Origin of the sequence: uncultured Acetobacterium sp., assembly GCF_927416815.1 — a bacterium.
Classification (GTDB): domain Bacteria; phylum Bacillota; class Clostridia; order Eubacteriales; family Eubacteriaceae; genus Acetobacterium.
In genome coordinates, this window is record NZ_CAKMJU010000023.1 from 23280 (window position 1) to 36572 (window position 13293).

The window sequence follows — 13293 nt, forward strand, 5'->3', positions numbered from 1 at the left end:
TTTTCCTCCCCTGAAATATTTTCATTATCTGAATCGAAATAACTTCTGTTTCTAACAAAATATAATCCTAAATTTTCGCCAACACGGCTAGCTTTCGGCCTTCCACATCCGTCTGCACTTTCTCATAATTCACCTTAACCCCATCATCCAGATCCAGTTCGATTCGGGCCAGGGCCAGATGAGCAATTTTTTCGTCGTATTCTTTTGTTTCTTTGAGCTGTTTGATGAGCTTTTCTTTGCGTTTCGTGGCCGCCGAGACGTCCCGGGGATTGGTGCTGTTATCAATGGTTTCCTGCATCCGGGCCATTTCACTTTCGTAGACCTTTTGCATCCGGTGAAGGTAATCGATTCGGAGGTTGCCGATGGTGTCGGTATTGTAACGGTGGAGATAGATCAGGCCTTTAAAACCGTTTTCCTTACCGCTGTCAAAGAGCCAGTAGATCGGCCGTTTCTGATAAACCTTGCAATGGTCTTTGAAAAAGTCTTTTAGGAAATAAGTGCGGATGATTTCCCGAGAGGTATTGCCTTTGTTGCCCAGGGCATTGGCAATGAAATCCAGATTTTCTTCCAGCGACGCTTCGCCATAAACCTTTTTGACAAAAGCCACGAAGAGACCGACCACATCATCTTCAAAATATTCTTCATCGGTGATGGGCAGGACGTTATCTTGATCCGGGATAAAGGTCTGATATTTTCCGCTGACCCAGTCCCCACCGGCATAGGCCAGGCCTTCGGTATCCAGGCTGTAACGGCCGAACATGCAACCGACAGCGTAGGAAATAAAGGAACGGATCTCCCGGCTAAGATCGGCCCTACGGATGGTGACATCCTTGTCGGCCACTTCCGGAATGAGTTCATCCTGGAGGCCGTAGATGTCGATAAAGATGCGGTTGAGTTCTTCCTCGTTTTGTTTGAGCTGGGTGAATTGAAGTTCGGTAAAATCCTGCCAGCGTTCAAAGGCGGTCTCGATTCCACCGTTGCCTAAAATGATTTCAGTATCAACCAGATGGCCGTTTTCATCCTGCTCATAGGAACGAATCACTCCCAGATCGGTATCGGAGCGGAAGGCGACTAAGGGATGGGTTTTGAAATCCCAGGAGGTTTCGAAGGAATCCCAGTCGGATTTCGAGATCATGATATTTTGATTAACTAGTCTGTCAGTCTCTGTTTTATAATTCTTGGATAATATTATCGGTAATGATTTAATGTCTTTTGCTTGATAATTTAATGTTGGATTAGTTGCCCTTAGTATTTCAAATGCTATATTCGAGCATAGAAAGCCTAATATATATAGCATATCATCTTTATTTGGAAACAATGAGGAACCTGCTACATCGAATATAGAACCTTCTTCTGAATATCTAACTCCAAACTTTGACGAGCTAATAAACGACCAAGTTATAGATTCCTTAAAGTAGAATTCCCTGCTCTTTAACCGACCACCCGAACTAGTTTTATTTAATTCAGCATGAAACTCCTCTAACTCAGCACCATTATTAAAGTAATTTATGACATAGTCTTTATTACCATACCAACGTCTAAATTCACCACCTTTATTATAAGCGAACCACTTTTTCATTGAACCAATTGCATCGTAGCCATTTTTGCAATTGAAAGAACACTTATTAATATCAGTTTCATACCACAATCTTAAAAAGCGATTGTTATCAGAAGTTGTCATTCCTTGTCTAACATCATATAAATTCTCAATCAATGGATTTTTAAATGTTTTTATAAACTTCTCACTCACCCAATAAGCAATTGGCATCCCCGGTATTTTCGAAAAATTATCCTGATTCGCGGTATGTAAGTCTTTTTTCTCAAGAAAAGCCAATTCCTTCCCCCGCTGACTGCCATAATCAACCAATCTGGCATAGGTTCCCAAATAATTCTTCAAATGATCGTTCATCTGTATAAAGGCGGTGGTCTGCACTACTTCCCCGCCAATTTCTTCAAAGGCGCGCGGCCCTAGATGAGCCATATTCACAAGGTTTTTCTCAATCAGTTTTGCTCTCAACTTTTCATAACTGGACAAAAACATCCAGGCGTGCTGGGTAATCATTGCCTGAAACCCATTATCACCGGTCATCTGTCCACATTGTTCCATAAATACCGCGAACAAATCACTTTTACTATCCGGATACTGCTTCTTTACAAAATCCGAAAGCTTTGTCCCCATACCACTACTGCCCATATAGGGCGGATTGGTCACCACCACCTCATATTTTCGTGCCAGCACTTCCCCCAGTTCAATGAGTCCTTTGAATCGTTCAATGGTCGCCTCTACGCCAATACTATCCATGTTAATCTGACCCCGAGTAATGGACGAATCTGCATAAGATCTCAGCAACTCCCAATTCAGATCTTCCATCTTTAAAATTGAGCCATATTCATTGGCATCAACAAAGGTTTGCAGGAGTTTTTCGATCTGAGCTACTGCCACTTCTCGTTCTTCTTTATCGAAACCGGTGTCTAAGGCATATAAATGGGTTCGGTTTAAGCCATTGCTTTCAACAAAAGCATAGACCTTTGGCCGGGTTTCACCATTTAAAATCCGACGGTTATATTGTCTCGCCTTCATCATCAAGGCAAAATAAGCCAGCTGATAGGCTCGGTTATCAATGTCCAGGCCGATGAGGTTATTTTCCAGAATACTTTTCGCGGCATCGCGCTGGCTGTAGCCCATGCTTTCATAGATGGCCATCAGTACATCAAAGGCATAAACGAGTATATGGCCACTGCCCATACAGGGGTCAATGATTTTAATCTCTTCGGGGCGGATGTTTTTGTACTGTTTCCGAATGACTTCCAGCTGTTTTTGTACATCTGCTTCCTGCGCGGCTTCATCCAGATAATATTTCCATTCCGCTTTCAGGCTGTCGTTAGGGTGACCTTCTAGCCACAGCCGTCCCAGGCTGTTTTCCACCATGTAACGGACAATCCAGTCCGGGGTAAACAGCTGGGTAGCCGCGGGGATGCGCTCTTTGGTGATTTTCACGTTCTTTTTTAAAAGGGCGAAAACCTCATCTTTGGGCTCGGTATTATAATACTGATAGAGCCAGCCGATGATCTCCACCTGGCCTTCTTTTTCAACATTAAAATCATCTTCATCAATATCGTTAACCAGATGAAAAACCACCCCGTCCTGATCGGTAAAGGATACGTTCATCAACAGTTCGGTATAGTCGTTGGTTTTCTCAAACAGCTCCGGCAGAACGGCGTTTAAGGCGTTGCACTGTTTGATAAAGAGCATCCGAAACAGCTCATCCCAGAGGTTATTCTCCTGGAGATGAGCAATTAATTGTTTATCTGACTGGGAATAATTCAGCTCTGCATCAAAAGGATGGGTAACCAGATCCGGCTCCCGCTTGCCCAGACTTTCAGAGGACAGCACCCGGATTCGGGTGGGCAGGTAGTCATTGACTTCCATAAAACGCACCGCGATCAGGCGGTTGAACCAGGTGTAAGCCACCTCTTCTACCAGATTTTTAAAGGCGGTGGGATGGTCGGAGTCTTTGTTCACCAGGGCTTCCACCAGTTTTCGGCGTTGTTCCACATCATTACCGGTAATGGCGTAGGGTTCTTTTGTGCCGATGTCAAAAAACTGAACGGCGGGAGTTGATTGGGGCAAGGGGGACTTGATTTCTTTATCAGTAATGCCGAGGAGCCCGGCTTTATAGGTGATATCGTCGATGAGCTTGTTGCGGGCCCAGATGGCGAAGGTTTTGATAGCTGTTTTGTTCATGATTACCTCTCTGTTGTGGATTGAAGTTAAGGGATCGGGCGGGTACTACCCGCCCCTACAAATCGAGCATTAGGTTGGTTGCGGTTTATAATGGATAGCTGTGGTTTTTTTAAAATTAAAATTCGATATTAACGATGGTGTCGGTTTCCAGCTGGGCTAGAATCCGGTTTTTCAGCTCATTCATGCAGGCGTCCAGGTCGGCTGGGGTTTCGATCTGCCAGGTTATCTGGGGATTGATGGCCTTGATGCTGATGTTCTTTTTCTTTTTGATTTTGGGCTGGGGTGGCTGTGGTGGTGGCGGTGCTACAGGAAGTTTGTCGTTTTCGTAGGTACCCGGTTTTTCATTGGTGCGGTCTTTTTCCTGCTGTTCTTTTTCAAGCCGTTCCCGTTCCAGTCGCTTTTTTTCCTGACGTTCCCGTTCCTTCAGGTCTTTTGCGGTAATTTCATTGAGTAGTCTAATTTTTAAGGTATCGGCTTCCACCTTGATGTTTTGAAGGGTCGCCACGTTATTGCAGGCGTTGGCCTTATCCTCCAGAACCCTGAACTTCTGGGTGTAATCATTGAGCAAATCGTCCTTAAAGGCTCGGGTTTCCAGCTCGTCAAAGACCCGTTTCTTCGCCCCGTTGATGGCATCGATAATCGGTGGGAGCTGATCGATCAGATAATGGCTGTAGGCATGAACATAACGGTCGATCAGTTCCGGAAGCCTGGGGATATGGTTGTAAGGGGCTGGCATTTTCAGAATCTGTTTGATCTCCGCGACCCGCTCTTCAATCTCATTGCTGACAATGAATGTCTGGCTCTCATCATAGATTTTTATCTTTTCCTGAGCCTTGATGAAAATATTCTTTTGCTCGCCGGAAAAAAAGCTTTTGACGGGTTCGTAGTCTAAGGCAAAATCCAAAAAATCATCCCGGTCCCGATCAATCTTATTGAAAAATTCCACCGGGGACTGGATCTGCACCACCGAGCGCAGAAGGGCCAATCCTGAATCGACGATTTTTTTCCCAGGGAGGTGGTGGTTCTCGTAGCTGATTTCCAGTTTTTCCAGATCGTTCATCAGGGATTGACTATACCGCTGGAAGGCACTCATCATGGAATCGTCATCGTCATCCATAGTAGAAACGTTAAAGAGTTCTTTGGCGACTTCCCGAAGGGCTTTTTTCTGTTTATCGTTGGCTTTTTCACGACGGTCGGTCAGGAGCTTTTCGACATATTCTTTTTTGGTCAGGTAACGGATGACTTCCTCTTCAGATTTATTCAAAAGAGTCACCGCGGCACCGCTGACAGTCAGGGAAATATCGCCGTCTTTAAACAGCTTGGCCACCAGCCATTCGACGTCGTCTTCGACAAAGCCATAAGGCGCTTTGATAAAACGGTCGATAATCGACTTCATCGATGTTTTGGTATGCTGGACAGAATTCGCCCCGATATAGGACAGCACATCATGAAGGGCATGGGCATTGGGATTGGTTGTCCCCTCAAGGGACAAGGCCTGCTGGGAAGAGGTTTTAAATAAAGCACGAATATTGGCTTCCCCCATGGCCGTATCAATATAGGGCAGTTTATGATAAACCGTGGCCACCAGCTTGCCAATCGCATCGGTGATTCGGGCAGTGACGTCTTTCTGGCTGATCTGGGTTTTATCGCCATTAACATAGATGTCGGCCTTTTTCATGGCTTCCACTAAAAAGAGCTTGGCGTTTTCGTTTCTTTCCCGCATCTCCACCCGCTTGGCTTCTTTAATCTGTTCAAATTTAGCCAGTCGGTCGGTGGTGGTCAGGCGCAGGTATTTTTCGATTTTCAGGGCATTCTGGAGTTCAAAGATAAAGGCGCCGTCGTTAGGAAGGACTACCAGGACCTTCTGTTCCCGACCGGACTTCATCCGCAGGTTGGTTTCGTCATCGCTGTAATCGGAGCTGGGGGTAATCACCTCTACCCCAATGGCATGGTTCTGGTTTGATTTATAGGGACGATCGTCGACCAGTTGATTGAAGGCAAAGTTGTAGCGTCCGTTTAAAGCCGGATAACGGTATTTCTTGTCCGGGACGATCACCTCAAAAATCAGTTCGGCGACCTTGCTGATGACCTCGGCCATTTCCACCGACTGGCTGTCCACCTCGCGGTTGATTTCCTGTTCTTCATCGGTTAAGAACACGTAGATCTCGCCGTTTTTCTGAACCAGCATCTGGCGCATCAGCACCTTCAGGGCTTCGTCCACCTGTTTTTTCAGGGCAATCCGGTCGGTGTCAATCTCCGCAATCATCAGACTGGTGATATTGTCCAGATTGGCGGTGATCTCTTTAACATATTTGATCATAAAGAGGGTTTTAAGAACGTTGACATTAAAACAGTCCGCCTTTTTATCGGTGTTGATGTAGGCATTGTCCAGAGCCCGGGTGATCACCCCTTTATGGCTGTGATCGAGAAATTGGTGGAGGGCGTCATAAAAGACATTAAAGGGAATGATCGCACCCTGTTCCTGGTTCATGAGCTTCATGGCGGATTCTTTGAAGAGGGCGATCATTGAGCGTTCCCCTTCGGAGAGGTGCTTACCGGATGCCCCATGGGTTCGGATGGAGGTTAACACGCTGGCCAGCAAATTAAACTGATAAGGGACAAAGGGATAGACAGCTGAGAAATCCCGTTCGTCGACGTAGAGTTTTTTTTCAATCCCGTCATTGAAGACGATCAGGTTTTTGATGATGGTGGCCTTGTTTTCGTAGAGGAGCCGGAGGGTTTGTTCCCCGGTGGTGTTTTTATCAAGGATTCTTTTTTTAATGACCTCATCAACGTTGGCCGATGACAGGGAGAGCCGGGTGTCGAAACGACCCTGGATTTTAGAAAAGTCGTTGCCTTTGGTTTTGGTCACCGAATCGATGTCCTGCTGGCTGGTCACCACAATCCAGACCTTACCATTACAGGCGGTGCCCAGATCTTCGGTAACGGTTTGCAGGTTGAGCATCAGTTTGGAGTCATCACCGATATACTGGCCGATTTCGTCCACCAGAAAAATAATGTGGTGGTTGCTGGCTTTGCCATCCAGATAGGCTTTAACTAGCCGGGCAAAACCGTCAATGCTTAAAGGATAGGGATCGGTGGATTTTTCGCACCAGTTCCGTACCGCCAGTTGACTCATAAAACCCATGTCATCCAGCACGTCGACAATGCTATCCTGGATAAAATCAAATTTATGCCGGGAGGATTCCCAACTTTTCCCGAAATCGTCTTCAAATTTCTCTTTGAATTCCTCGTAACGGCATTTCTCATCCAGTTCTCGCTCCAAATCGGCCAGATAAGGGATGGATCCGCAGTAACCCTGCATCTCATTGAACACCTTTAAAAACACCGCTACAATCGCATCCTTGGAGTTTTTACTGGTCATTTCACTTTTGGAATCGATATTAAAAAGAATGACATCAGTGGGGACGCTGGCGACCAATTTCATATCAGCTAAAACCATGGCATCGCTGATTTTGTCATCCTCGATAAAATAATCCAGGGCTTTTTTACCGTTAACCTGCTTGTTTTCCAGCAGATACGATAAGATTTTCAGGAAGTGGGATTTACCACTGCCAAAGAAGCCGGAGATCCAGACCCCCATTTTGTCGGTATGGCCACTTAAACCTTTGCGATAGCTGGTAAAAAAATCGGCAAAATGTTTCTGCAGTTCGGCAGTGACTACATATTCTTCCAGTTCCTGTTTGATGTTTTCGTCATCGGCCTGACCAACCTTAATAACACCCTTGATGTCCCGGTCAATGGGTTTTGCGAACATATCCTTGATATACATAGTTTTCTCTCCCCTATTTCAAAATTATGAATTCAACCGAGTACCGACAATTGTTAGATCATGTTGTTTGCATCGGGGCGAACACGGCGAAGCCTGTCCGATCCCGCAGCAAACAACAGATTAACAATTGATCGGTACGGTAGTTAGCAACTACCTGGCTTATTTTGAACCTTAGTCTACTAGTTTAAAGGCCCGGTAATAATTGTCGTCTTTGATTTCGGAAAACAGCACCAGTTCCTGGCCGTCGTATTTTCCCGGAAAAAACAGCACCACTGGCACCCGATCGATGGCCTGATGGAGGTTGTTGAGCACCTTGTGCGAGCGCAGGATCGGGTAGCATTTGCCGATACCAGTCAGAAAGACCACGGCCTCCGCTGGCGTGTTCTCCTGGATGTGCCCCACAATCAGGCTGTTTTCATCGTTGACCTGAAGCAGATTGCCCACAGCTTTGGTGATCCGCTCGATACCTTTTTTCTGTTCGAAACGGAAGCACTGCTCCAGAAAGCCTTCGGCCTCCAGAATATCGATGACCAGATCATAGAGGTCAAAGACCTTGAGATCAAACCCATCGGTTCCCCGGTTGTTTTTCCCCTCCATATAGGCAATCCGTTCCCGGACTACCAGTTCTTGCTCGGGCGGGTAATCAAATATATAATAACCGACCTCGTTGCCCAGGCCTTTGTTTTTTCGAAAGCTTTCGGTTTTAATGATGGTTTCGGCCTGATCCAGTCGCTCTTCTAATGTGGCCATTTATCTTACCCCCGTTAAGGCATGGAGAGTCACCGCCATACCGTTTTTTATCAGACAGTCTTCCAGTGACCGGTCTAGGATTGGTTTTAATATTTTGCGGTTGCCTTTTGACCGATCGATGACTCCAGCTTCAGTGAGGACGGTTTTATAACTTTTCCCCAGCGTTTTTAGGGTATGATCCGTCCATTTGGCAACTTTTTCGCTTTGCAGTTGTTTGTTTTTGAAGAAAATGCTTAAGTCGCTATCCGCCAATTCGACCATGCCAATGATCAGCTTTTCCCGGTAGACTTCGTAAACAAAATCAAAGAACAAGCTGTCTGTTTCCATAATGGCAATTAACACAATGATCTTCTGGTTGGCAATATCGCTTTGTTTAAACACTCTATAAAAACTTGGATCTAAACTTTTTATGCGCGACGATACTACATTAAAGATTTGGCTGGCCCGCTTCGGTGTCGTTGCCGAGAAGATGTTTTCGGCTTGATTCATCTGCTTAATGTCATCCAGGCTTTTGCCACTGTCTTGTAGCTGTACCACCTTTTTAAATTCTGAAAACCAGAAGGAAAACTTAGTCATTCCGGCACTGTATTCTTTTCTTTGCATATTGATTTCCTCCGGTATTTTATCAAGCGGTGACTTCACAGGATTCTCTGATTCCTTGTGAAAAAATCGCACGCGCTTTTTAACACACTTAAAAGAATTTTACACCTAAATATCATCAGGTGCAACGTTTATCGAGTCCTGATCGGCACAGCTCTGCATTTTTACCGGTTTTTAATTTCAATACAAAGCGGTTTGGTTGAAATCTTTGACATATGTCAAACTTTAGTGGAATTCTTAGGCTAGTAGATAAAGATGGCTGTCATCTTAGTATAAGGGAAGGCTATAGACAAATTGGGGATGGGTATGGATTTTTCAAAAAATAAAAACAGCGTCTTTAATAGACGCCTTGTATGATCCACCTCAAAAAAATGTCATTTCTATCGGTTAAAATTTGGTTAATTTTTGGTTAATTCCATAAAAAAACCGCCTGCAGTAAAGCTGCAAACGGTGCTATTATGCTAAGTATGGTGATCCCGAATGGACTTGAACCATCGACCCCTACCATGTCAAGGTAGTGCTCTGCCAGCTGAGCTACGAGATCACTTTTTGCTGCTTGATCATTTTACCTGAATCTTTGCAAAAAGTAAAGTCTTTTTTAAAAAGTTGTTTCTGCTGTCAGGCTAAAGTAATTCCGCTTGATATAAAATTCATTGTAACTGATGGGCATGTTGTCTTCCATTGAAATAATATTCTGAGACACTAGAAAACAGCAATCATCATGATCAATTTGGAGGTTTTCCCTTACTTCAAGAGGTGGATGGACAATATCGATGCTTAAAATCTTCTTGTGCTGAAATTGGAGCTTTCCCTTTTCCATAAAACCATGAAAATTGGCAAAGTTAATCACATCTTCAACAATCGGATTACCCTTCTGATAGGGCAAAAAGATGGTTGAATATTGGATCGTTTCCTCTTTAATTTTTACCGCCTTCTGAATTTTTATCACCTTTTCAAAAGAGCCAATTTTAAGCTCCCGCATCAGTTTGCGGCCGGGGGTGATGACCCCGACACTGACCAGCTTGACCTCTTCAACTTCCCCTTTGAGGCTGTCAATTTCGTCAAAATAAAACTGATACTGATTGGCCGTGGGTTCACAGACATAGTTCCCTTTGCCGGGAATGGTATAAATGTATTTTTCATTAACCAGCAAGGCCAGACTTTTACGCAAGGTGGTTCGGCTGACATCAAACTGCTCGGACATTTCATTTTCTGATGGTAGTAAATCGCCCGGCCTCAGGATCCCTTTTTCAATTTTCCCTTTGATGTCATTGACGATATCAAGATATAAAATTTTTCTCATTGCATATCACCATTCATTGCAAAAGCCATTGCTTGCAGATATTTACCCCTTCGATGGCATCGCTGGAGTAATCGTCGGCACCAACATATTTTGCATAGTCCGTTCCTGCCAAAGCGCCTCCGAGAATTATTTTCACTTCATCCCGGAGTCCCTGGGCAATGATTTCGTCAATGACTTCTTTGATGTTCTCGACCACCGAGGTGAGAATCCCACTAATTCCCAGAATGGCTGGTTTTTCTTTCTTGATAACTGCGATAAACCGTTCGGTGGAGACATCCGTACCCATATCGATAACCTCAAAGCCCTCGGCTCGTAACATACTAATAAAAATATTCTTGCCGACATCATGAATATCATCAAAAACCGTACCCACGACAATCTTTCCTGGGCTTCTGCCGTCGATCAGCTGGCTGCTGTCCATCCCCATCATGCTTAGCAGGTTGGACACCAGTTCGCCAGCCATAATCAGGTCGGCGATGTAATACTCCCCTTCTTCATAGCGAATTGCGACCCGCTGAAGGGCAAAATTCAGCTGACTCGCGATGTTTTTTTTGTCTTTTCCAGTTTCGAGCTCTGCCGCCACCAATGCGATTGCCCGTTTTTCGTCAATTGCCTCAACTGCTGCAATAATTTTTGTCTCCATCTATTCCACCTGTTCGTTTAAAACTAAGATTTTATCTAATTTACCCGGTCTTTTTCCCGGTTCGGTTTGTTTACCGATGCTTTAATTCTATCACGTAATCTTTCTTTTGTCTTTAGCTGGCTATGATATTTTTTAATGGCTTTTTAATGCTTTCAAGTGTATAATCAGGACGAAAACATTTACATTTTTATTCGAATTTAGAAATAGAGGTCGATATGAACAGTTATACAAAAATACAACTTCAAGAAAACCAAAAGTATCTGGAGCTCCTTTCCCAGAGCTTTCCCAACATCACCAGCGCTGTTGGCGAGGTAGTTAATCTGAAAGCGATTCTCAACCTTCCTAAGGGAACCGAGCATTTTCTCACCGATATTCACGGCGAACACGAAGCCTTCAATCATGTTATGCAAAACGCATCCGGAGCGATCAAACGCAAGGTTCACCAGGAACTGGGAAATACCATTGCCTTTGAAGAACTAGAGGAATTATCCACCCTGATCTATTATCCCGAAGAAAAAATTGATCTGATTAAAAAGGAACGGAGCCGCGAATCCCTGGACAACTGGTATAAACTGACCATTTACCGACTGGTCAAAGTGTGCCGGGCGGCAGCCTCAAAATATACCCGTTCCAAGGTGCGCAAAGCCCTGCCTAAAGATTTTGCCTATATTATGGAAGAGCTGCTCCAGGAAGATGAACACCGCTTTAATAAACGGGAGTACTATCAGGAGATCATTGAGAGCCTGGTTAAACTGGAACGCGCCCAGCACTTTATCATCGAGATTTCAGGGGTGATCAAACGATTAACCATTGATCACCTACATATCATCGGCGATATTTATGACCGTGGTGCTGGCCCTGATGAGGTGATGGACACGCTGATGCGCCATCATTCCCTGGATATGCAGTGGGGTAACCACGATATTCTTTGGATGGGTGCCGCCGCCGGCAATGCTGCCTGTATTGCCAACGCCGTCCGGATCGCCCTACGGTATGCCAATATGGATGTCCTTGAAAACGGCTATGGCATCAATCTGCTGCCGCTAGCTTCCTTTGCCAGCGGGGTTTACAGCGATGATCCCTGCACCCAATTTGCACCTAAAATTTCCGACATTCATACCGTCTCCGACCAGGAAACGGCACTGATGTCCAAGATGCACAAGGCCATTGCGATGATCCAGTTCAAGCTCGAAGAGTGTATGATCGATAATCACCCCGACTACCAGATGGAAAAGCGCCAACTGCTGCGCCACATTGATTTTGACAAGGGCACCGTGACTGTCGAGGGTGTTGTTTACCAGCTTAACGACACTAACTTTCCGACTCTCGATCCAGCCGACCCCTGTGTCTTGACCGAAGCCGAAACGCTGGTCATGGATCGCCTGGTTTATGCTTTCCTTCATAGTGAAAAGCTCCAAAAACACATCCGCTTTATGTATGCCAAGGGCAACATGTACAAGGTCTTTAACGACAACCTGCTCTTTCATGCCTGTGTCTTGTTGAACGAGGATGGCACGTTTAAAGAAAAAGAAATCGATGGTAAACGCTACTCCGGTAAAAGACTGATGGATAAGTTTGACCAGCTGGCTCGGGAGGCCTATTTTGGCAAAACCGATAAGGATGAAAACCCTGCTCGTACCGATTTTCTCTGGTTTTTGTGGTGCCATGAAGATTCGCCCTTATTCGGTAAAGACAAGATGGCCACCTTTGAGCGTTATTTCATTGATGACAAGACCCCCCATAAAGAAAACCACGCACCCTTTTACTTGCTAGTCGATGACGACGAGGAACTGGCGCGAAAAATTCTGGTCGAATTTGGGGTTGACCCGGATCAGGGTCACCTGATTAACGGCCACATACCGGTCAAGGCCATCTCCGGAGAAAGTCCAATCCGAGCCAAAGGCAAGCAGTTGGTTATCGACGGGGGCTTTGCCCGGGCTTATCAGAAAACCACGGGCATTGCCGGCTATACCCTGACCTATAATTCCTACGGACTGATTCTGATCAGCCACGATCCCTTTGAATCCGTCGAAAAGGCCATCGCCGATGGAGTTGACATCAAATCGACCCTGATGGTAGTAGAAAAAACCACCGAGCGAAAACGGGTTCGCGATACCGATACTGGTAAAGCGATCATGTCTCAGGTTGACGATCTGGAAATGTTGATCACTGCCTATCGAAAAGGGCTGATCAAAGAAAAACAATACTAAGCAAGCCCGTTGCAAGCAAAAACCCCGCCGATTTCTCGACGGGGTTTTTATTTGCCTACTTATAAAATTTACGTACCTATAAAGGATCTGCTTTAAATGACGTTTTTCCTAGAATAAACCAGCAATTACGCCGTTATCATCAACATCAATTTTTTCTGCTGCCGGTACTTTAGGCAGACCAGGCATTTTCATGATTTCGCCAGTTAAGGCAATGATAAAACCAGCACCTGCTGAGATTGTCAATTGACG

General features: G+C 45.1%; 8 protein-coding genes and 1 tRNA gene. 1 reads left to right on the plus strand and 8 read right to left on the minus strand.

The genetic code is table 11. The features are described from left to right. Nucleotides 1-67: 67 nt before the first annotated feature. The 7 genes from pglX to QZ998_RS03800 all read right to left on the minus strand — a co-directional run bounded on the left by pglX (nt 68) and on the right by QZ998_RS03800 (nt 10834). Entirely contained in the window at nt 68-3745 is a 3678-nt protein-coding gene (gene pglX, locus QZ998_RS03770; RefSeq protein ID WP_296558140.1) for a BREX-1 system adenine-specific DNA-methyltransferase PglX, read from the minus strand. Nucleotides 3746-3860: 115 nt separating this feature from the next. Next, nucleotides 3861-7538, minus strand: coding sequence for a BREX system P-loop protein BrxC (gene brxC, locus QZ998_RS03775; protein WP_296558142.1), 3678 nt, complete (start codon nt 7536-7538; stop codon nt 3861-3863). A gap of 171 nt (nt 7539-7709) precedes the next feature. Continuing rightward, nucleotides 7710-8288 carry a DUF1788 domain-containing protein gene (locus QZ998_RS03780; protein WP_296558143.1) on the minus strand — a complete coding sequence of 193 codons (579 nt, stop codon included), beginning with the start codon at nt 8286-8288 and terminating at the stop codon, nt 7710-7712. Beyond that, nucleotides 8289-8891 (minus strand): DUF1819 family protein, encoded by a 603-nt coding sequence (locus QZ998_RS03785; protein ID WP_296558144.1) that lies wholly within the window; start codon nt 8889-8891, stop codon nt 8289-8291. Between the two features lie 465 nt (nt 8892-9356). Next, nucleotides 9357-9432, minus strand: a tRNA-Val gene (locus QZ998_RS03790). Nucleotides 9433-9486: 54 nt separating this feature from the next. Beyond that, nucleotides 9487-10191: a GntR family transcriptional regulator gene (locus QZ998_RS03795; RefSeq protein WP_296558146.1), complete on the minus strand. Its 705-nt coding sequence runs from the start codon at nt 10189-10191 to the stop codon at nt 9487-9489. A 13-nt stretch (nt 10192-10204) separates the two neighbouring features. Beyond that, nucleotides 10205-10834, minus strand: coding sequence for a cobalamin-dependent protein (locus tag QZ998_RS03800; protein ID WP_296558148.1), 630 nt, complete (start codon nt 10832-10834; stop codon nt 10205-10207). A 215-nt stretch (nt 10835-11049) separates the two neighbouring features. Here QZ998_RS03800 and QZ998_RS03805 point away from each other — a divergent pair, with 215 nt between their 5' ends. Beyond that, the gene (locus tag QZ998_RS03805) at nt 11050-13044 is read left to right on the plus strand and encodes a fructose-1,6-bisphosphatase (protein WP_296558150.1); all 1995 of its coding nucleotides are present in this window, start codon (nt 11050-11052) and stop codon (nt 13042-13044) included. A 108-nt stretch (nt 13045-13152) separates the two neighbouring features. Here the strand turns inward: QZ998_RS03805 and QZ998_RS03810 are convergent. Continuing rightward, a partial coding sequence (locus tag QZ998_RS03810) for a formate--tetrahydrofolate ligase (RefSeq protein WP_296557119.1) occupies nt 13153-13293 on the minus strand: 141 nt, incomplete at its 5' end.